The 20,834-nt window shown below is 72.4% G+C and carries 17 protein-coding genes; 10 read left to right on the plus strand and 7 right to left on the minus strand.

Going from position 1 to position 20,834, the window contains the following annotated elements:
* Nucleotides 1–43 precede the first annotated feature (43 nt).
* The 6 genes from G6O68_RS15735 (at nucleotide 44) to G6O68_RS15760 (ending at nucleotide 6,544) form a co-directional block, all read left to right on the plus strand.
* A complete protein-coding gene (locus G6O68_RS15735) occupies nucleotides 44–286 on the plus strand; it encodes a hypothetical protein (RefSeq protein ID WP_165249288.1) in 243 nt (80 codons plus the stop codon).
* Nucleotides 283–693, plus strand: a complete 411-nt coding sequence (locus G6O68_RS15740; RefSeq protein WP_165249457.1) for a type II toxin-antitoxin system VapC family toxin — start codon at nucleotides 283–285, stop codon at nucleotides 691–693. The genes G6O68_RS15735 and G6O68_RS15740 overlap by 4 nt, the downstream gene beginning before the upstream one ends.
* A gap of 106 nt (nucleotides 694–799) precedes the next feature.
* The gene (locus G6O68_RS15745; protein WP_240911291.1) at nucleotides 800–1,342 is read left to right on the plus strand and encodes an RNA polymerase sigma factor; all 543 of its coding nucleotides are present in this window, start codon (nucleotides 800–802) and stop codon (nucleotides 1,340–1,342) included.
* Entirely contained in the window at nucleotides 1,339–1,953 is a 615-nt protein-coding gene (locus G6O68_RS15750; RefSeq protein WP_165249461.1) for a hypothetical protein, read from the plus strand. Before G6O68_RS15745 ends, G6O68_RS15750 begins: the two co-directional genes overlap by 4 nt.
* Before the next feature lie 402 nt (nucleotides 1,954–2,355).
* Nucleotides 2,356–3,408 (plus strand): PDZ domain-containing protein, encoded by a 1,053-nt coding sequence (locus tag G6O68_RS15755; RefSeq protein WP_165249463.1) that lies wholly within the window; start codon nucleotides 2,356–2,358, stop codon nucleotides 3,406–3,408.
* Nucleotides 3,409–3,553: 145 nt separating this feature from the next.
* Complete coding sequence (locus G6O68_RS15760; RefSeq protein ID WP_165249465.1) at nucleotides 3,554–6,544, plus strand: PVC-type heme-binding CxxCH protein; 2,991 nt, start codon at nucleotides 3,554–3,556, stop codon at nucleotides 6,542–6,544.
* Nucleotides 6,545–6,834: 290 nt separating this feature from the next.
* Here the strand turns inward: G6O68_RS15760 and G6O68_RS15765 are convergent, their stop codons facing one another.
* The 7 genes from G6O68_RS15765 to G6O68_RS15795 all read right to left on the minus strand — a co-directional run bounded on the left by G6O68_RS15765 (nucleotide 6,835) and on the right by G6O68_RS15795 (nucleotide 17,595).
* Nucleotides 6,835–7,857, minus strand: a complete 1,023-nt coding sequence (locus tag G6O68_RS15765; protein WP_165249467.1) for a phosphotriesterase family protein — start codon at nucleotides 7,855–7,857, stop codon at nucleotides 6,835–6,837.
* Nucleotides 7,854–8,774 carry an LssY C-terminal domain-containing protein gene (locus G6O68_RS15770; protein WP_165249469.1) on the minus strand — a complete coding sequence of 307 codons (921 nt, stop codon included), beginning with the start codon at nucleotides 8,772–8,774 and terminating at the stop codon, nucleotides 7,854–7,856. The genes G6O68_RS15765 and G6O68_RS15770 overlap by 4 nt, the downstream gene beginning before the upstream one ends.
* 112 nt (nucleotides 8,775–8,886) lie before the next feature.
* Entirely contained in the window at nucleotides 8,887–10,980 is a 2,094-nt protein-coding gene (locus G6O68_RS15775) for a HEAT repeat domain-containing protein (protein WP_165249472.1), read from the minus strand.
* 258 nt (nucleotides 10,981–11,238) lie between these two features.
* A complete protein-coding gene (locus tag G6O68_RS15780) occupies nucleotides 11,239–12,582 on the minus strand; it encodes a DUF1552 domain-containing protein (protein WP_165249474.1) in 1,344 nt (447 codons plus the stop codon).
* 474 nt (nucleotides 12,583–13,056) lie between these two features.
* A complete protein-coding gene (locus tag G6O68_RS15785) occupies nucleotides 13,057–13,716 on the minus strand; it encodes a hypothetical protein (RefSeq protein ID WP_165249476.1) in 660 nt (219 codons plus the stop codon).
* Between the two features lie 63 nt (nucleotides 13,717–13,779).
* Nucleotides 13,780–16,107, minus strand: a complete 2,328-nt coding sequence (locus tag G6O68_RS15790) for a DUF1592 domain-containing protein (RefSeq protein ID WP_165249478.1) — start codon at nucleotides 16,105–16,107, stop codon at nucleotides 13,780–13,782.
* 129 nt (nucleotides 16,108–16,236) lie between these two features.
* The gene (locus G6O68_RS15795; RefSeq protein WP_165249480.1) at nucleotides 16,237–17,595 is read right to left on the minus strand and encodes a HEAT repeat domain-containing protein; all 1,359 of its coding nucleotides are present in this window, start codon (nucleotides 17,593–17,595) and stop codon (nucleotides 16,237–16,239) included.
* 206 nt (nucleotides 17,596–17,801) lie between these two features.
* Between G6O68_RS15795 and G6O68_RS15800 the strand changes: the two genes are divergently transcribed.
* The 4 genes from G6O68_RS15800 to G6O68_RS15815 all read left to right on the plus strand — a co-directional run bounded on the left by G6O68_RS15800 (nucleotide 17,802) and on the right by G6O68_RS15815 (nucleotide 20,745).
* Entirely contained in the window at nucleotides 17,802–18,476 is a 675-nt protein-coding gene (locus tag G6O68_RS15800; RefSeq protein WP_165249482.1) for a DUF4272 domain-containing protein, read from the plus strand.
* Between the two features lie 108 nt (nucleotides 18,477–18,584).
* Complete coding sequence (locus G6O68_RS15805; RefSeq protein ID WP_165249484.1) at nucleotides 18,585–19,079, plus strand: hypothetical protein; 495 nt, start codon at nucleotides 18,585–18,587, stop codon at nucleotides 19,077–19,079.
* Nucleotides 19,080–19,125: 46 nt separating this feature from the next.
* A complete protein-coding gene (locus G6O68_RS15810; protein ID WP_165249486.1) occupies nucleotides 19,126–19,833 on the plus strand; it encodes an MOSC domain-containing protein in 708 nt (235 codons plus the stop codon).
* A gap of 333 nt (nucleotides 19,834–20,166) precedes the next feature.
* Entirely contained in the window at nucleotides 20,167–20,745 is a 579-nt protein-coding gene (locus G6O68_RS15815; RefSeq protein ID WP_165249488.1) for a hypothetical protein, read from the plus strand.
* Nucleotides 20,746–20,834 lie beyond the last annotated feature (89 nt).

Here is a 20,834-nt window from a genome sequence, read left to right on the forward strand (position 1 = left end):
CGCGGATTGCCGTCGCCCGCACCGTCGACGTAGATTGGACTGCATGGGAGAGAAAATCCTCGAAGGGACCTGGGAAGAGATCGCCCGCCGCGGCCCCGAGCTGGCGGGTCGCCGCGTGCGCGTCACGATCATCGAGGAGCCGCAGCCGAGCCCGCTCGACATCGCCCTGGCCCCCTTGATCGAGGACGCCGAGCGTCTGGCTCGGCCCGATGCGTCGGAACCGCCCGCCGCCGACTGGGGGGAGGCGGTCGAAGAGAAGTTCCGACGCCAGGGGTTCGACCTGTGATCCTGTGCGACGCCGGCCCGCTCTTCGCCCTCGTCGACCCGAGGCAAGCGGAGCTTCACCGGCGTTGCAAGGACGCGTTGCCGGGCCTCTCCTCGCCCCTCGTCACCACCTGGCCGAGCTTCACGGAGGCCATGTATCTGGCGCACCGTTGGGGCGGTTGGGCGATGCAGCGGATCCTCTGGCGTTTCGTCGGCGAATCGGTCCTCAGCTTCCATGAGCCTGCGCCCGGCGAGGCCGCTCGGATGGTCGAGCTGATGGAGCGGTATCGCGACGTGCCGATGGACCTGGCGGACGCCTCGCTCGTGGCGGCCGCCGAGGCCCTGGGAGTCTCGCGGAGCTTCACGCTGGACCACCATTTCCGCGTGTACCGCATCCAGGGAGTCGCTGCCTTCCACGTCATCCCATGACCATCGCCGATCCCCCCTCCCGCTCGGAAAATCCCCCGGCGGGTGCAAGGTCCGGGCGGGGCGCGGCAACTCTCCTCTCACGATGAGCGAAGAAAGCCCGCAACGAATGGACGCGGAGGGGCCGGACTGGGGCGGCCTGCTGGCCCGGCACGAGGGCTGGCTGCGTCGCGTGGCGTCGGCCCGGGTGCGGGAGCCGCAGGGGGTGGACGAGGTGATGCAGGAGGTGGCCCTGGCGGTCGTCGCCGGCCGCTCCCCCTTGCTCGACCCCTCGCGGCTCGTGGGCTGGCTGTATCGGCTGACGGTGCGACAGGCGCTCCTGTACCGCCGCAAGGCGGGGCGCGGGCGGGCCCTGATCGGCCGCTGCGCGGCGGTTCGGCCCGTCGCCGAGGAGGCCCCCGGCCCCTCGCCCCTGGCCTGGCTGCTGCACGACGAACGCCGGGAGCTGGTGCGGAAGGCCCTGGACCGGCTCCCCCCCCGCGACGCCGACCTGCTGGCGCTCAAGCACGGCGAAGGCTGGACCGCCCGCGAGCTGGCCGAGCGGCTCGGCCTGGGCGTCCCCGCCGTCGAGGCCCGGCTCTCGCGGGCGCGGAAGCGGCTCCGGGCCGAGCTGGAATCCCTCACGAGCGACTTCGAGGACCACGACCCATGACGCCCGACCTCGAGACCCTCCTCGACCGCCTCGTCGACGGCGACCTCGCCCCGGCCGAACTCCGCGAGGCCCTGACGGCCGTCGAGGCCGCCCCCGACGGCTGGCGGCGCTGCGCCCTGGCCCTCCTGGAGGCCCGCTGCCTGGACCACGCCCTTCGCGAGCCGGCACCGGCGCCGAAGCCGACGTTCGCAGTCGCGGCCCCGTCGCGCCGTCGGTTCCGCCCGGCCCTGGCGGCGTCCCTCGCCCTCGCCTGCTTCGGCTCGGGCTGGCTCGTCGGCGGCGGCGGTCCGGGCCCGGTCGACGAGCCCGAACCGCCGGCCCCTCTCGTTGCGAGGGCCGAGCCGTCGCCCGAATCCCCCGAGCCGCCGCCCGAGGCACCGCAGCCGCAGCCCGAGGCACCGCAGCCGCCGCCCGCGCCCGTTCGCCTGGCGTCCTGGGTGGTGAACCAGCCGCTGCCGGTCTCGGACGCCGAGCGGGCCGCGCTGGAAGCTCGCGGCTACCGCCTCGACCAGCAGCGCCGGCTCGTCTCCGCCCGCCTCGCCGACGGCCGCCGCGTCGTCGTCCCCGTCGATCGCCTGGGCCTCCGCTACGTCGGCGGGGCGACGCTGTAGGCAGGCGGCGCGAATCGACCTTCTCCCCTGGTGGTGCTCCGTCGAAAAATCCTCGTCGGAGAGCCCGGGTTCGTCGGCCTGAAACGGTCTTCCCCCCTGGCGGGGGAAGACAGACCGCGAAGCGGTCAGATGAGGGGGGGACGCGCGCGGGCAGCTTCGGATTTCCAGGCCCGTTCGCAGGCCGGCGGCCTCGGAATGACCTCTGGAAGCTCCGACGGTCGTCTCGCTCGGCCCCCCCTCATCCGGCCCTCCGGGCCACCTTCCCCCGCCAGGGGGGAAGGGAAGAAATGTATGCCTTGGAATCCGCCTTGATGATCCCTTTCCTCGACCGCTTCGCGGTCCTTCCCCCACCGGGGGGGAAGGATCGACGCCTCAGTCTCTTTTGATCAGGAGATTCCGCCCATGCTCCGTTCCCTCGCCTGCTCGCTCCTCGCGGCGTTCGCGCCGTTCGGCCCGTTCGACGACCCGGGCCCGCAAACCCCGGAGGACGCCGGCGCCGTCTACCGGGGCGATGGGCAGGACTTTCGACTCAACCTGTCCGCCGGCTCCGACCTGAATCGCTTCCTCGTCGAGAACGCCCCGACCCGCGCCGACCTCGTGCTGGAGACGCTCGACGACGCGGCCCGGGGCCAGCTCGGCGTGCCCGAGGGGCGCGGGCTGGTCGTCGCCTCGGTGCAGGTGGACGGCCCGGCGTGGGAGGCCGGCGTCCGCGAGCGGGACGTCCTGCTGACGCTGAACGACGAGCCCCTGGCCGAGCCCGACGACCTGCCCCGCCTGCTGAAGAAGGCGGGCGACGAGCCGGCGACGCTCACCCTCCTCCGCAAGCGGAAGCCGACCACGCTCAAGGTCCAGGCCCAGGTGCGCGTGGACCTGGGCCCGCTGGAGGACGAGGCGCCGGAGTTCTGGATCGGCGCGAACGTCGGGCCGGTCGCCCCGATCCTCCGCGATCAGCTCGACCTGCCGGCCGACCGCGGCCTGAGCGTCGTCGGGCTGGTCGACGACGGGCCCGCCGCCAAGTCCGGCCTGAAGGTCCACGACGTCATCCTGGCCCTCGACGGCGAGCCCGTCGCGGACGCCGCCGGCCTGGTCGGCCGCGTGGGCAAGTCGGCCGCGAAGCCCCTGAACTTCGAGATCCTCCGCGGCGGCGAGAAGCTCGCGCTCAGCGTCACCCCCGCGAAGCGCCCGCCCCGCGACGAGACGCGGCGCTACTACAGGATCAGCAGCCCCCCGGCGCAGAACTTCAAGTACTATGACGTCGTCCGCCCCGGGGTGGTCCTGGACCGCCAGGGCCTCCTGCTCGACAACGCCTGGCAGGACATGATCGCCGGCCAGGCGAGACCCAAGCCCGACGACCCCGGCGCGCCCGACGCGCGGATCGACGCCATGGCCGCCGAGATCAAGGCCCTGCGCGAGGCGGTCGAGTCGCTCCGCAAGGCCCTCGAAGCCAAGAAATAAGGCCGAGGCCGGCCGGGGCGGGGGGCCTTCGACCATTGACGACGCGGGGCGGCGGGCTTAGTCTGCAAGTCCGCCGCCGGTGGGTCGCCGGCAGGGTCGAAGACACCCCCCGCAGAGCAGACAACCCGCCCGGAGCCTCCCCTTGATGACCGCGCGACGCCTCCCCTTCGTCCTCTCGTCGGCCGTCGCCGTCGGGGCCCTGCTCGTCCTGTCCGGCGCGGACGATCCGGCGCCGGCGCCGGCCCACGCGCCGACGCCCGCCGATCAGGCCCCGTCGAAGATGACCATCCCGCCGGGGTTCACCGTCAAGCCGTTCGCGGCCGAGCCCGACGTGCTCCAGCCGATCGCCTTCACCATCGACCCGAAGGGCCGGCTCTGGGTGGTCGAGAACTTCTCGTACCCGATCTGGCTGGGCGGGCCGGTGGGCAAGGACCGCGTGACGATCTTCGAGGACGCCGACGGCGACGGAAAATTCGACTCGCGCAAGGTCTTCTACGAGGGCGGGACCAGCTTCACCGGCATCGAGCTGGGCTTCGGCGGCGTCTGGCTCTGCGCCACGCCGAACCTCCTGTTCATCCCCGACGCCGACGGCGACGACGCGCCCGACGGCCCGGCCGTCACGGTCCTCGACGGCTGGGACGAAAAAGCCCAGCATAATATGTTCAACGGCCTGAAATGGGGCCCGGACGGCTGGCTCTGGGGCCTCAACGGCATCCTGTCCAACTCCAAGGTCGGCGCCCCCGGCGCGTCCGACGCCGACCGCACGCCGATCAACACCGGCGTCTGGCGGTATCACCCCACGCGCAAGACCTTCGAGGTCGTCGCGCACGGGACGACGAACCCCTGGGGCCTGGACTTCGACGACCACGGCGAGGCGTTCATCACCAACTGCGTGATCCCCCACCTGTTCCACGTCGTCCCCGGGGCCCGGTTCGACCGCATGTTCGGCGAGGACTTCAACCCGAACACCTATCAACGCATCCCCACCTGCGCCGACCACCTGCACTGGGCCGGCGGCCACTGGACCGAGTCGCGCGAGGGCGAGGGGCACGACAAGCACAGCCTGGCCGGCGGCGGCCACGCCCACGTCGGCGCGATGGTCTACCTGGGCGACAACTGGCCCGACTCGTACCGCGACGGCGTTTACACGTTCAACATCCACGGCCACCGCGTCAACCACGACCGCCTGGAACTCAAGGGGTCCGGCTACGTCGCCCATCACGAGCCCGACCTCCTCCGCGTGGACGACGTCTGGTTCCGCGGCCTGGAGCTGAAGTACGGCCCCGACGGCGCCGTCTACTTCACCGACTGGGCCGACATCGGCGAATGCCACGAGAACGACGCCGACAACGCCCACCGCGAGAACGGGCGGATCTATAAGATGACCTACGGCGAGACGAAGCCGGTCCAGGTCGACCTGGCGAAGCAGACCGACGTCGAGCTGGCCGGCCTCCAGCGCCACAAGAACGATTGGTACGTCCGCACCGCCCGCCGGATTTTGCAGGAGCGCGCGGCGGCCGGCGGCGACATGAGCGCGGCCCGCTCGGCGCTGCAGGCGACCTTCCGCGACGAGGCCGAGGCTCCCCGACGCCTCCGCGCCTTGTGGGCGCTGCACGCGATCGGCGGGCTCGACGAGGAGGCCCTGATCGGCCTGCTGGCCGACCGCGACGAGTCGGTGCGGGGCTGGGCCGTCCGCCTGCTGGTGGACGGGCCTTCGGTCGCCCCGGCGGTCGTGGCGAAGCTCGCGGCGCTGGCGAAGGACGAGCCCTCGCCCCGCGTGCGGCTGGCCCTGACGTCGGCCCTCCAGCGGATCCCCGTCGCCGACCGCCGGCCCCTGGCCGAGACGCTGGCGGCGGCCGAGATCGACCCGGCCGACCCGATGCTCCCGCTGATGACCTGGTACGGGATCGAGCCCCTGGCGGCGGACGACTTCGACCGCGCGGCGGCCCTCGCGCCGGTGGTCAAGCTGCCGATGCTCCGCAACTTCCTGGCGCGGCGGATGGTCTCGGCCGACCCGGCGAAGGGCCTGGCGGCGCTCGCCTCGGTGCTGAAGCTCGACCGCGACGACCTGCGGTCAGACGTGCTCGACGGCGTGCTGGAGGCCTTCCGGGGCCGCAAGCAGGTCCCCCGGCCCGAGGGCTGGGCGGACCTCTACGCCGGGCTCTCGGCCGTGAAGTCGCCCGAGGTCCTGGAGAAGGCCCTGCGTCTGGCCGTGATCCTCGACGAGCCCCGGGCCGTCGAGGCCCTGCGCGCCACCCTGCTCGACTCGAAGGCCGACGCCGAACGACGCGCCCAGGCCCTCACCACGCTGGTCGAGCGCCGGACCCCGGGCCTGGAGCGCGACATCCCCGGCCTGCTCGACGACGACGCCCTCCGCGCCCGGGCCCTCCGCGCCCTGGCCGCCTTCGCCGACCCGGACGTCCCCGGGCTCGTGCTCGGCCGCTACCCGAAGCTCACCCCCTCCGAGCGCGAGGACGCCGTCGCCACGCTCGCCGCGCGGCCGGCCTGGGCGCTCGCCCTGCTCGACGCGGTGGAGCAGGGGACCGTCCCGCGCCGCGAGGTCAGCGTGACCACGGCCCGCCAGATCCAGGCCCTGGGCGACGCCGGCCTGGCCCGCCGCCTGGAGGCCGTCTGGGGGACTGTGCGGGCGACCTCGGCCGACAAGGCGTCGCTGATCGGCAAGTACAAGGCGATCCTGGGCGGCGGCGAGCCCGACCTCGTCAACGGCCGCGCCGTGTTCGAGCGGACGTGCCAGGCCTGCCACAAGCTGTTCGACTCCGGCGGGGACGTCGGCCCCGAGCTGACCGGCTCCGACCGCGCCAACGCCGACTACATCCTGGAGAACGTCCTCGACCCCAGCGCCACGGTCGCCCGCGAGTACACCGTGACCAACGTCGCCACCGCCGACGGCCGCCTGGTCTCGGGCATCCTCCGCTCCCAGACCGACGCCGTCCTGACCATCCAGACGGCCAACGAGCGGATCATCCTCCCCCGCGAGGACGTGGAGGAGGTCAAGACCTCCAACATCTCCATGATGCCCGAAGGCCAGCTCGAAGCCCTCTCCCCCCAGGAGATCCGCGACCTCTTCGCCTACCTCGCCTCCCCGGCCCAGGTCGCGCCGCCGTCGGCGAAGTGAAGTCAGATTCGATTCCTCAAAGTCCTTCCCCCCTGGCGGGGGAAGGTGGCCCGAAGGGCCGGATGAGGGGGGGACGAGCGAGAAGGCCGCCGGAGTTCCAGCAAGGTTTTCGAGGCCGTCGGCCGTGCGGGCCTGGCTTCGAAGTGCGAAGCACCCCGCGAGCGCCCCCCCTCAACTGACCGCTCCGCGGTCTGTCTTCCCACGCCAGGGGGGAAGACCGTTCCGGACCTCATACCACTCGCCCCGCCGGCGCTAGCTCGATGCGGACCATCCCCGCCCGCCCCTGCCGATCAGCCCCGGCGGACGCGGATCGTGAACGCCTCGCGCGGGTTGTCGACGGTCAGCTTGCGGACCTCCGCGTCGGTGAAGTCGGCCCGGCGAAGGGCGGGGAGGAGGTCTTTCCCCAGGGTGTCGAACGGCCGGAAGTCGCCGCCGCCGGGTTCGCCGACGTGGTACCAGCCGGCGTCGTGCGAGAGCAGCACGCGGCCGAGCCGGCCCTTCGCCTTCATCGCGGCGACGAGTTCGACGTGGCGGTCGACCGAGCCGGGGGCGACGCCGTCGAACTCGACCCAGGCCCCCCGCGCGGCGGCCTCGGCGTGCATCGCGAGGTCCGGCTCGGCGTTGGCGTGGACCCAGATGAAGGCCGAGGGGTCGACGCCTTCCTCGCGCAGCAGGTCCAGTTCCTGGAGCGCCGCTCGGCCGTCGCCGGTGTGCGCGGCGATGGTCAGGCCGCTCGCCAGGTGGACCCGCGCCGCGGCGCGGACGAGCTTGACGCCGACCTCCGGGAGCGGCCCGGCGTCGAGGCCGATCTTCTGGAACCCCGGGCGGATCCCGGTCCCGCCGATCCCGTCGCGCCACTCCGCCAGCCAGCGCGCCGCCAGCTCGTCGGCCGACTCTGTCCGCGCGTGGGCCGGCAGAAACAGCCCGTCCCACGCCGCGTAGTAGCCGGTGTTTGTCAGGACCTGCAGCCCCGTCGCCTCGGACAGCCGCCTCAGCAGCGCCGGGTCGCGGGCGAGGTACGCCGGCGTGCATTCGACCAGCGTCCGCACGCCCTGCTCGCGGATCGCCCTCAGGTGGGGCAGGGCGACGGCCTCCACGTCGTCGGGCCGGTAGCGGTCGGGCGTCGCCGCGTCGGCCCCGGCGAAGTCGACGAGGATATGCTCATGGGTGAGCGTGAAGCCCAGCTCGCCGGGCGCGATCGGCCCGAGCACGGTCATGACGCGGCCGGCGTGGTCGTCGGCGTCGGCCTCGCGGCGGCGGGCGTCGAGCAGCAGGGCGGCGGCGCCGGCCCGGAGCAGGTCGCGACGGTTCACGGGGCGTCTCCCCCGTCCTGGTCGTCGGCCTGGGAGCCCGGGAGCGAGTCGAGCATCGGCTTGACGACGGACCAGAGCTGTTCCTTGAACCGGATGACGGGCGGGTTGTCGAGGGTCGCGGGCGACTCGTCCTTGCGGCCGACATCGGCGAGGACGCCGACGGTCAGCTCGCCGTCGGTGTAATACGGATCGCCGCCGCCGTTGCGGCCGAAGAGGGTCGCGCCGACGCCGGTGACCTGGAACACCTGGCTGAGCAGCCCATGCTCGCGGAGGCCGGCCATGAGGGCGTCGCGCTCGTCGTCCACGTCGGGGGCGATGTGGTGGGTGATCTGGCCCGTCCGGTGGCTCAGGCCCACGCTCCGGTCGAACGTCACGGCCCCGATCCAGAGCGGCTCGCCGGCGCGGCCCAGGTCGGTCGACTCCCAGAACCGGACGTGGTGCCGACGCTTGGCGCTCGCGCCGGCGGGCTTCTCGAACGCCAGGTCCTGCTTGCGGCCGAAGACGAACAGCGGGCTCACCGGGGCGTCGGGATACGGCTTGCCGCGGATGACGCTGCCGGCGATCTCCAGGCTGGTGCGGAGCGTGACCGGGTCGGCCGGGTCCCAGCCCGCGCCGGCCATCGCGCGGATCAGCTCCTCCTTGGTGCCGATCAGCCCGACGTTCAGCGGGTCGCCGGGGATGCCCTGGGCGGTCACGGTCGTCCGGGGCGCCGCGACCATCGCCGGCGCGTGCTCGTAGTGCGTCCAGAAGAAGGGCGCGATCAGATAAGCCGCGAGGAACCAGGACCCGACGACCGCCGCGACGATCTTCATCGTCCGCACCGACCACCGCCGCGTCCGCGAGTGCTTCGGCCCGGCGACGCCCTCGGCCGCCGGCTCGGCCTGCGCCTCCCGGCGCTCCTCGTGCTCGTCCGCCATCGCTCACCGCCTTCTTGATCCGGGGACGACGTCGTCCCGGACGCCTCGACGCGAACCATCCTCCGCGTTCGCCATTCTGCCCACGCCCGCCGATGCGCGTCAAAGGGGGCGATCACGCCTCGCCCGGCGGGGTGGCGGGGGCGGGCTTGAGCCGGTCGCAGGCGGCCCTGGCCTGGGCGCGGACCTCGGCGTCGGGGTCTTCGCGGAGGCGTTCGAGGGCGGGCAGGGCCGGGGCGGCGGCGGGGCCGGCGAGGGCGACGAGGCGGACGGCCAGCAGGCGGACGGCCGGGTGGTCGTGGCCCAGGCGCGAGGTCAGCTCGGGGATCGTGCGGGGGTCGGGGCCCCGTCGCTCCAGCCGCTTCAGGAAGCGTTCGACGGCGGGGCGGTCCTCCTTCTCGACGGCCATCAAGAGGACGTCGGGGGCGAAGTACGAGGCCGAGGGGCCGAACCGCTGGACCGTCCGCAGGGCGGCCTTGCGGACGGCCGGGGAGGGATCGCGGAGGGCGCCGGCCAGGCGCGGGCGGACGGCCTCGGCGTCCAGGCCGAGCGCGCCGAGCGTCAGCGCGGCGGCCTCGCGGACCGGCTCGTCGGGCGAGTCGAGCAGCGCGGCGACGGGGTCGAAGGCGGCCTGCGCGGAACGGCCGAGCTTGCCGAGCGTCTCGGCGGCCAGGATCCGGATCCGTGGCGAGGGGCCGGCGAGCATCGCCGTGAGCGCGGGGACGGCCTCGGCGGCCGACGGGCCGTGGCCGCCGAGGAGGTCGGCGGCGGCGGCGCGGACGTCGTCGTCGGGGTCGTTCAGCTTCGCGATCGCGGCGGGGATGGCCTTGCGGCCGAGCGTCCCCAGGCCCCGCAGGCGTTCGAGCGCCGGGCGGCGGACGGCGGGCTCGGGGTCGTCCAGGACGCCCATCAGGTCGTCGACGAGCTTCCCGTCGCGCGGGGCGGCCTGGGCGAGCACCGCGACCGCCTGCGCCCGCAGCTCGGCCGAGTCGCCGCGGAGCAGGGCGCGGACCTCGGGGATGGCCGGCGCGGCGCGGGGGCCGAGCGAGCCCAGCGCCGCGAGGCTCGCGGCGGAGACGGCCGGGTCGGCGTCGCGCAGGCCCTTCGTCATCACCTCGACGGCCCCCGGGGCGAGCGGGCGGAGGCTCCCCAGGGCGAGCACCGCGGCCTGCCGGACGCGGGGCGAGGGGGACGCGGCGGCCTCGACGAGCGTCGGCGCGACCGGGAGGCCGAGGCCGGCCAGGGCGTCGGCGATCGGCCCGACGCGGCTGCGATCGTCGGCCAGGGCGCGGAGGAGTCGCGGCGCGGCGTCGGCCCCCATGCGGCCGAGCAGGAACGCCGCGTGCCGCGCGGGCCCGTCGCCGGGCGCGGTCAGGAGCGACTCCAGGTCGTCGGCCGACCTCGCCAGCAACTCGGGCCGATCGATCGACGCGTCGACGGCCGCGAGCCGGACGCCCTCGTCGTCGTCGCGGAGGCCGGCCTGGAGCGCCGTCAGGGCGTCTTTCTCCGGGACGGCCTCGCCGAACCGCGCCAGCGAGCGGATCGCGGCGGCGCGGACTTCCGGGGAGTCGTCGCGGGCGCGTCCGATCACGGCGGCGACGGCGCGGGGGTCGGGGGCGGTCGCGAAGCCCAGAGCCTCGACGGCCCCGGACCGGACCTTCGCGTCTTCATGCGAACATGCGGCGATCAGCGGGTCGAGCGACGCGGGGCCGATCGAGCCCAGGGCGCGGACGGCCTCGGCGCGGATGCGGTCGCCGGGGTCGGCCAGGAGCGGCAGCAGGTCGGCGACGGCCGGCGCGGCGTCGGGGCCGATCCGGCCCAGGGCCATGACGACCTCGGCGCGGACGCTCTCCCGGCGCTCGGTCAGCAGCGAGCGGAGCGTCTCGACCGCGGGCCCGCCGATCGCCGCCAGGGCCAGCGCGGCGCGGTAGTCCTGGTGCGACTTCTCGCGGCCCTGGTTCCCGAAGTTGCTGCGGAGGGAGTGGGCCAGCGCCTCCACGGCGGGCGCGGCGTCCGGACCCAGGCTCGTCACGGCGTCGAACACCGCCAGCCGGACCTGGCCGTCCTTCTCGGTCATCAGCCGGTCGATCAACGCCGGCAGGGCCGCGACGCGGGCCTCGCGGTCGACCGAGCGGATGGCCAACGCGGCGGCCCGGCGGGCCTCGACGCCCTCCGATTTCAGGTCCTCGACCGGTCCGGCGAGGGCCAAGACGAGTAATCCTACTGTCATGCTCATCTCGGGATGCCTCACCGCCGTCAAGGAACCAGGTGCTCGCTCTCCTTCCCCCCTGGTGGGGGAAGGTGGCCCGAAGGGCCGGATGAGGGGGACCATCAAGGCGGACGAGACGAGGATGCATCGACTTTCGGGCCCGCCCGATTTTCCGGACGGCGCTCGTGCTCGTCCTCTCCCGCATCCGCCCCTTCGGGGAACCTTCCCCCGCGAGGGGGGAAGGGTTGGACGGCCTGGTCAGACCGCCAGGCCGGGGATGGTCCCGGTGCTGTCGCCGAACTGGTCGATCGGGAGGCCGGCCTGCTGGAGCATGGTGAGGAGGACGTTGGCCATGGGGGTCTCGGCGCGGAGCTTGTGGTGGCGGCCGGCGCGGATGGCGCCTCCCCCCTTGCCGACGAGGAGGACCGGGAGGTTGACGTGGTCGTGGCGGTCGCCGTCGGCGATGCCGCTGCCGTAGAGGACCATCGAGTTGTCCAGCAGCGTCGACCCGTCGGCCTCCTCGACCGCGGCCATCTTCTCGACCATGTAGGCCAGGATCGAGACGTGGTAGCGGTCGATGGCGCGGAGCTTCCGGTTCTTCTCCGGGTCGTTGCCGTGGTGCGAGGTCTCGTGGTGGCCGTCGGTGAAGCCGAGCCACGGGTAGTTCCGGTCCGAGGCCTCCTTGGTCACCATGAACGTGGAGGCGCGGGTGGTGTCGGTCTGGAAGGCCAGGACCATGAGGTCGCACATCAGCCGCAGGTGCTCGTCGAAGTCCTCGGGGACGCCGGCGGGGCGGGCGAAGTCGCCGGGGAGGTCGGCGGCCGTCGCGGCCTGCTGGATCCGCCGCTCCACCTCGCGGACGCCGGTCAGGTACTGGTCGAGCTTGCGGCGGTCGTTGGTGGAGACGGCGCGGCGGACGCGGTCGGCGTCGTCGCGGACGTAGTCGATGAGGCTCTTGCGGTAGAAGTCGCGGTCGGCCACGGTCGCCTGCGTCAGGCTGTTGGTCCCCTTGGTGAACAGGCGGTCGAAGACGACCTTGGGGTTCAGCTCATAGGGGGCGGGCGAGGTCGGCGTGCGCCAGGAGATGTGCGTCTTGTAGGCGCCGCTGTAGCCGAAGGCGTTGCCCGACCGGGGGGACTCGCAGCCCAGCTCCAGGCTGGGGAAGCGGGTGGCCCCGCCGACGTGGCGAGCGTAGAGCTGGTCCACCGAGACGTCGACCCGGACGGCGTCCTGCGACTTGGCGGCCTGCGCGCCGGTCAGGAAGCTGGCGGCGCCCTGGCCGTGGCCGCAGCCTTCGTCGTCGCCGTTGGTCAGGGCCGTGTTGTGGATCAGGCCGTGGAACGTGCTCAAATGATCGCGCGCGAACGCCAGCGGTTCGAGGGTCGGCGGCAGGTCGACGAGCGCCCCGGCGTGGTCGGGGAACCAGGCCGGCAGGTGGACGCCGTTGGGGACGTACCAGCAGCACATCCGGACCGGCGGCTTGCCGGCCTCGGCCGGCGAAGCCCCGGCGGCGCGGGCGAACGGGGCGAGGCTCTCCATCCAGGGGAGGGCCAGGGCCGCGCCCAGGCCCCGGAGCATGTCGCGACGGCTGGGGTTCCTCATCCGTTCCTCCTCGTAAGCGTCGACGGTTCGATGGCGGGTCTGCGACGCAGGGGCCTGGTTTGTCATGAAGGGAGGACGTCAAGAAGGCTGTATAGGCACGCCATGGTCAGAGCAGAAAGCAACGCGATGTAGATCGAAGTCGGTACTACGATGTTTCTCTTGAGACGCAGAATCGTTGCATGCGCGAACAAGATGGAAATCCCGGTGCCATGGAGCATTAGTTCCAGGAAGACCTCTCTGCCCCTGTCGACCCTTCCGTTTGCCGGCATGTCGCACCCGATGGTCCAATAGCGGAAAGCGCCGTACAAAACAAAGGCCCATCCGATTCCTACGGCCAGACGATCGATCGTGTTCGGCTGTATCCGCATCGCTGTCGCGACGGCCGGCTTCAAAACCGCCCGATCTCCACATCCCCGGGGTGACGCTGCCGGTCCTCCGCGCCGTTTTGGGCTTCAGGCTTGCGATTTTAACCCCTCAAACGACCTTCGCCATCTTGTAAAATGGTGAATCGATGAACTCGCTTATCAGTTTGGCGCACTCGCCGTTGACGAAGAAATCGCCGTTCTGAAAGATCGGATACTCCTGAATCATGTCTCGCGTCACTCGGAATGGGCCGTCGCCTAGATCGACGTACTCGTCGTCCTCCGGGACGACGACCCGGATGCTCGAGCCGGCGCGAAAACGATCTGGTTTGATGTCTTCGTAATGCGGAACTACGATTTCATAATGCTCGCCTGCGTGGTCGTGCAGCTCAGGATGGTCCGGCAGCCGGTCGATGAGCGTCTCTGGGTCGTGGCTGAATGGATCGGCGAGGAAGTCCCCGCTGTCGTAATAAGAAAAGTCGCCTACGGGATAATCGCAGTCGACAAGCTTTTTGAAATGCACAGGTCTGTACTCGACGCCTTTGAAGCGAGACAGCTTGGATCTGACCGCCGAGGACACGACGAGCCCGCCTCCGACGATTGTGACGTCGGGGGTGTGGCGGCCGCTTCTCATGATCTGGAGCGGACGAATAGGGCGTCCGTCGCTCGTATTCAGGTCTTTGCCGTGGAATAAATAATAATGCAGGACGTTGTACAAGTTCGGGCGTGAGGTCGGACTGTATAGCATGAACAAGCAGTTGTCGTCATACATCGATCTGATCCGGGCGGGGGCCAAGATTCCATTTTTCAATCTGGCCCCATCCCCAGAGAACGCTCACGGGGCGACGCCGCGGTTCTGGAAGGCGGGGCTCTCGACGATCGCGAGGACGGCGCTCCGGATCCGCCAGCCGTCGCCGGCCAGCCGCGAGCGGACGTCTTCCACGGTGCGGAAGTCGGCCGGCTCCAGGCCCCGTCCCAGGGCGTAGGTTAGCAGATTCTTCACCAGGGCCTGCGCGAATTTGCGCGAGGCCGTGCCGCGCAGGACGTTCTTCAGCTCGCCCGCGTCGCGGAAGGACCGGCCGCCGGACAGCTCGCCGGAGGGGTCGATCGGCGTGTCGCCGTCGCTCGACCGCCAGCGGCCGACGGCGTCGTAGTTCTCCAGGGCGAAGCCCAGGGCGTCCATCTGCTGGTGGCACGAGGCGCACTGGGGGTCGGCCCGGTGCCGCTCCATCCGCTCGCGGAGCGAGGCGTCCGCGTCGCCGGCGTGGCCGTCGTCGTCCAGCTCGGGGACGTCGGGCGGCGGAGGCGGCGGGGGCGTGCCCAGCAGTTGCTGGAGGATGAACTGGCCGCGCTTCACCGGCGACGTCCGGTTCGGGTTCGAGGTCAGGGTCAGCACGCTCGCCTGGGTCAGCACCCCGCCGCGACGGCCGTCCGTCAGCGACACCCGGCGGAAGCCCTCGCCGTCGACCCCGTCGATCCCGTAGTGCTTCGCCAGCGCCGGGTTCACGAACGTGTAGTCGGCGTCCAGGAGTTCCAGGATGCTGCGATTCTCATGCAGGACGTGGGCGAAGAACCGCTCGGTCTCCTCGCGCATCGCGGCTCGCAGGGAGTCGTCGAAGCCGGGGAAGCGGTCGGGGTCGGGGGCCACGCCTTCCAGGCGGCGGAGCTGGAGCCACTGGCCGGCGAAGTTGGCGACGAACGCCGAGGACTTCGGGTCGTCCAGCATCCGGCCGACCTGCGCGGCGAGGTTCGCCCGCAAGGTCCCGGCGCGGGCGTGGTCGAACAGGGCCTCGTCCGGCATGCTGCTCCAGAGGAAGTACGACAGCCGGCTCGCCAGCTCGTACTCATCGAGCGGACGGTCGACGCCGGGGTTCTCGGCGTCGGGCTCGATCAGGTAGAGGAACCGGGGGGAGGCCAGGACCGACGCCATCGCCACCTGCACCGACCGCTCGTAGCTCTCGCCCCGGTCGTCGGCCAGGCGGAAGAGGGCCATCACCCGGTCGATTTCCTCCGGGGGCGTGGGGCGTCGGAACGCGCGGTCGACGAACCGCGAGACCGCCGCGCGGGCGGCTTCGAGCCGTGCCGCATCGCCGAGGCCCGGCGTCTCGGGCAGGAGTCGCCGGTGCGATTCGGGGAGGTTCGTTTCCTCCACGAGCAGCGGGCCTCGGACGACCATCGAGTCGACGTGCAGGCCGCGGTCGGAGCCGTAGCGCTGATCGCCGCCGGCCGCCGCGCCGACCTGCCTGGGCGCGACGACGTTCTCCCCCTTCTCCTCGCCGGGGGCGAGCGTGACGAAGGCGGATTCGTCGCCGTCGACCACGGTCAGCCAGTAGCGGTAGACGACGGTCTCGTCCTGCACGCTCACGGCCCGGACGGTGCGACGGTCCTTCCCCAGGCCGACGATCAGCCGGGGGGGCTCGACCGATTCGTCGACCCCCACGCGGACCAGGCTGAAGTCGACGAGGTAGCGGCCGGGCTTGAGCGTGTGGGCGAATTCGACGGGCTTGTCCGGCGGCAGGCGGTACGTCTGCAGCCCGATCAGCTCGCGGGGCGGGAACGCCTCGGCGTCGGGCGGGCGGATCGCGGCGGCCAGGACGGCCTCGGCGGCGTCCAGGTACTTCTCCACCAGCACGGGCGAGACGTTGAGCGCCGAGCCGACGTTGTCGAAGCCGAAGCCCACGTCGTCGGCCGGGAAGAGGGCTGCGGCCAGCTTCAGGTCGGCGCCGGTCAGGTCGCGGATCGTGTTGTCGTACTCCTGCCGGTTCAGGCGGCGGATCGCGACGGGGGCGGGGGGCCGCCCTTCGCCGAATCGGGCGGCCAGGTAGTCGCGCTCGATCCAGCCGGTGACGGTTTCGATCTCGCCCAGGGTCGGCCGGGGCTTGTTGGGGGGCGGCATGGTCCCGCCGTCGAGCGCGTCGAGCACCCGCAGCCAGGCCTTGTCGTCCTTCACCGCCGCCGCCTGGTCGTCGTAAAGGTCGAGCGCCAGGTCCCCCTTGGCGTCCCCCTCCATGTGGCAGTTGATGCAGTACCGCTCCAGCAGCGGCAGCACCTTCGCCTGGAAGGGGTCGGCCCCTTCGGGCCCCGGCTCGCGCGCGACGGCCGTCCCGGCGGGCAGGGCGCAGGCGGCGATGAGGACCATCCGGCGGATCGTCGATCTGGTCATGCTTGGCTCGATCTCGGCGCCTTTCGATCTCCCCGATCCAGGTTAGGAGCGTCGTCGGCCCGATTCAAGGCCGAGAATTCCGCCCGTGGTCGATCGGAATGCTCGCGTCGGGCCGGCCGGTCCGATCTCCTACCGGGGATAGCGGACGCGGCGGATCTTCGAAGGGGCGTCGTCGGGGGGGAACTCCTTGAGTTCCGGCACGAGCTGCTGCGCCTTGGGGCCGAAGGCGCGCAGGGCGCGGGCGAGGACGGGGCGCTGCTTCGGGGTGGCGGCCGCCCAGGATCCGGCCAGCGTCGCGAGGGCGCGGTCCTCGTCGGGCGTGCCGCGGGCGACCTCGACGAGTGCCTCGGCGACGATCCCGCGCAGGAGGTCGGCGTCGCGCGGGGCCGCCTCGTAGGTCGCGAGGAGCAGGGGCGCGGCGGAGGCGGCCGAGCGGCCGAGGATCCCCAGGGACCAGGCGGCCTCGGCGAGCCGGAACTCGCGTTCCGAAGCAGGCTGAGCCGGCGGGCCGGCGTGCTTCAAGACGTCGCCCAGGACCTCGACCGTCCCCGGGGGCGCGGGGCTCGCGTCCGTGACGTTCTCGCCGATCGCCCCCGACGCCATCGCCAGGATCGCCTCGGAGAGCGGGGGCGGGTCGGCGGAACGGGCCCGCGCCAGCTCCTCGCGGATCGCGGCGACGAGCGCGGGAAGGGCCGGGCCGGCGTCGGGGCCCATGTGGTTGATCGCCGTCGCGCAGCAGCGGCGGACTTCCGGGTCCGGGCTCGCCAGCCCCTCGATGAGCAGCGGCAGGACCGACGGTTCGAGCCTGGTGTAGTGGAAGACCCTCGCGAATTCCGAGCGGGCGGCCCGGCCTTCGGTCGGCAGGCGCCGCAGGGCCACCGGGACGATCCGCTCGGGCCCGCGAGCGTAGGCGGCCACGGCGGCGGCCGCGGCCTTGCGGACCTGTTCGTCCTCGTCGTCCAGCCCGTCCACCAGCCGGGGGGGCGGGTCCTGGAGCCTCCGGGCCGAGGCCAGGGCCTGCAGGGCCCTCGCCGCGGCCGCGCGGAGGAAGGGCGACGGGTCGTCGAGGCGCGCCGCCGTCGCCGACTCGGCCCTGCGGCCGAGCGCCTCGACCTCCGCTTCCCGGCCGGCGCCGGCCTGACCCTGGCGGCCGTATCGCTCGATCAGCCCGGAGGTCGCCGAGAGGGCCGCACCGCGGATCATCGGCGACGCGTCGCCCAGCGCGCCGAGCAGGGCGGGGAAGACCCGGACGAACTCCTCCGGGCCTTCGACCGCCGCGTTGAGGCCGAGGATCGTGTTGGTCCTGGCGATCTCCTCGCCTTGTTCGAGGTTGCGGACGACCAGCTCGATGCGTTCCCTCGACCGCCGCTCCCGGTCGGCCCGGAACCCGAGCACGCCCGCCGCGACGGCCAGGATCGCCAGGCCGACCGCCGCGATCCGCTTCCAGTTCCAGGACCACGTCCGGCCGCGATCGACGTCTCCCATCATCCCACCCCCCGATCCGATCGTGCCTTCGATGCGCCGCCGTTCCAGGCCTCGATTGGAATGGCTCCGCGCGGCGGTATCCAGGAAAAGCCGGGAAAGTCCGCCGCGGGCCGACCGCGATTCCATGGCTCCGCCGGCCGCTCCGGGTTAACATGCCGGACCGATTCATGCCCGAGCCTCGACCGAGGCGACCGTTCGGAGGCTGGACGATGGCCGGACAATCCTTGAAGGATCGGACGATCGCCGAGTTGGAGGGGCAGGGCTTCCGCCCGGCCCGATGGCTCCCCGAGCCGGACGCCGGCCGGTCGCTCCGGCCGTTGGAAGAGGTCGCCGCCCGCCTGATGGCGCTGCACGCCCTCTTCTCCTGGGTGGTCCTCCCCGAGGACCTCGTCGCGACCGACCGGATCGAGGGGGCTCTGGGCAGGAACGACCTGCGGAGCTGGCTGACGGACGAGGAGGGGGAGATCCTGTCGCTGGACCGCGCGGGGGCGAACGAGGCGCACGCCGGCTCGATCGGCTGGAAGCTCGAGAACATGTGGCCGCTGGCCTGGGTGCTCGGGTTCGAGCCGCCGCCGTCGGTGGGCTCGCAGGTCGGGCCCGAGGTCGCCCGGCCGATGATCGTCGACTTCATCCCCGGCCTGGGAGGGACCGTCGCCGACGCCGTCGCCGGGTCGAAGCCGCGGACGGTCGAGGAGGTGATCGCCCTGGAATACCGCTTCTACTGCGCCCACAACGCCGTCCGCAGCGCCCAGCTCGGCCGGGACACGGTGCCGCGGGGCTTCCACCCGATCCACGACGGCGGCGCCGTCCACGAGCGGCGGCACGGCCTCACCTGGTGCCTCAGCCCCGCCGTATCCTGGGAAGAGACGGACCTGAGCACCTGAGATCGTCGCGGTCGCGTCGTCCCGGCGGGGGACGGCCGGGCGAACTACGGACACCGGCCGGGCCGTGGGGCCCGGTCCACCGCCGAGTCTGATGAAAGGAGCGTGGAGATGGGCCGCCTCCCGATCGCCCGGCTCATGGTCCTGATCGGCATCGCCGCCCTCGAACTGGTGGCGATCCGGGCGCTCGTGAGGGAGGCGTCCAGGTTGGTCCTCGCCGGCCCGCTCCTCGCGTCGCGGACGTTCACGATCCTGATCTATGGAGCCCTCCCGATGGCGAACGTCCTGGCGTTCGGCCTCGCGATCGGCTGGCGACGCCGCAGCCCGTTTCTCCTGGGATTCGCGACGTTCGGGGCGGCGGCCCTGGCCCTCGCCCTCGCCGGACTGGCCCGGTCCCCGGATGAGACGGTAGGCTTCCTGTGCGACCGAGTCATCGAGCCTCTCTTCAAGGCCGTGACCCATGGACGTTACGTCACGAAAGGCGGCCTGATCGTCCTGCACGCCGTCGTCGTCGCCGGCCTCATCCTGCCGCAACTGGCCCTCGCCCTGATCGGCGGCCTCCTGTTCCACGGGGCGTCGCGAGTAATCGTCGGCCCACCTCGATGACCGAAGCGACGGCTTGCACGAAGCCTAAAATTGAGGAGGAGACGCGATGGCGGCGATCCTTTCATCGATCCAGGTGGGCCGGCCCCGGACGTGGGGAGAGGAGGGGGCGGCCGACCCGATGGATCGGCCCTGGGAGACCGGCTTCGTCAAGGGGCCCGTCGAAGGCCCGGTGAGGCTGCGGCGGACGAACCTCGACGGCGACGGCCAGGCCGACACGGTGAACCACGGCGGGCCCGACAAGGCCGTCTGCTGCTACCCGGCGGCCCATTACCCGGGCTGGCGGGCCGAGACCGGCCTGGCCGAGCTGGCCTTCGGCGGCTTCGGCGAGAACTTCACGGTCGAGGGGCTGGCCGAGGCCGACGTTTGCGTCGGCGACGTCTGGCGCGTGGGCGAGGCGCTGGTGCAGGTCTCGCAGCCCCGCCAGCCCTGCTGGAAGATCGCCCGCCGCTGGAAGATCAAGACGCTCACGCTCCAGGTCCAGCAGACGGGCCGCACCGGCTGGTACGTCCGCGTCCTGGAGGAAGGGCTCGTCGCCCCGGGCTCGCCGATCACGGTCGTCGAGCGCCCCCACCCGGACTGGACCGTCGCCCGCGCCAACCGGATCATGCACCACGACAAGGCCGACCTCGCCGGCGCGGCCGAGCTGGCCGCGCTCCCGGCCCTCGCCGCGAGCTGGCGGGGCCAGCTTCAGGGCCGGGTCGCCAAACGCCCACCCGACCCGTCGGCGAGGCTGCAAGGCCCCGGCGACGCCTGACGCGGCGGATCCCGAAAGTCCGCCCTGAACACCACCGGCTCGGCCGCCGTCGAGAGGCCCGGATCGGGGTGCGACGGGTTCCGTGAACCCGTGGATCGGCGTCGGGCTGGTCCCGAGCCGCCGCCGAGATCCCGAGCCGGTCCACGGGTTCACGGAACCCGTGGCACCCAGGTGCTTTCCTTTATGTATGAATCCGTGAGGTTGAGCGAGGACTCCCCGGAATCCCGTCGGCTTCCCCGGATCGGAGTGACTCCCACGTGCGTTTCGCGATAAACTGGAACGACGGACGGAACGCCCGAAACCGACCCGACGCGCCACCCGACGGAACGCCCCATGAGCATGATCACGCCGAGCGAAGGCCGCAACGGCCCCCTCCACCAGACCCCGAAGCCCTCGCCCCCGATCCCCGGGTCGCCGCCGCGGGCGGTCGACCTGCGCGGCGGGCGAGGCGGCCGGGAGTATTCCGGGCGCCGGTTCGTGATCCTGTCGGGCGTGGGGGTGGTCCTGCTCTGGGCCTTGCTCTTCCTGATCTTCCGGCCGGGCCTGGACCGCTTCAAGGAGCGCACCGAGTTCGGCCGCAAGGAGGTCGCCCCGACGGTCTTCGAGCTGCGGAAGGTCCAGCCCCCCGGCGTCGACTCCCGCGCCTGGGACGAGGCCGTCCAGGCGACCTACGGCCTGCTGGCGACGACCACCGCGTCGGGCGAGCTGCCGATCGAGGAGCAGACCGCCCTCCGCGACCAGGTCAAGGCCGTCGCCGCCCGCGCGGGCGAGCATCCCGAGAACGCCGTCGCCGAGCTGGCCGCCCTCTGGGACTCCGTCGCCGCCCGCGCCCGCCAGGCCCACCGCCCCGGCGAGCCCGACGTCGACCGCCGCCACCCGCGCCCCTCCCTCCTGCCGCCGCCGAAGGGCTGAAACGCGCGCTTTTCGACACGCCTCACTCGACCCGACCCGTACGCGATGGAAAATCGTCGGGTGCCACGGGTTCGGGGAACCCGTGGCAC

The sequence above is a fragment of the Paludisphaera soli genome, assembly GCF_011064595.1.
GTDB classification, from domain to species: Bacteria; Planctomycetota; Planctomycetia; order Isosphaerales; family Isosphaeraceae; genus Paludisphaera; species Paludisphaera soli.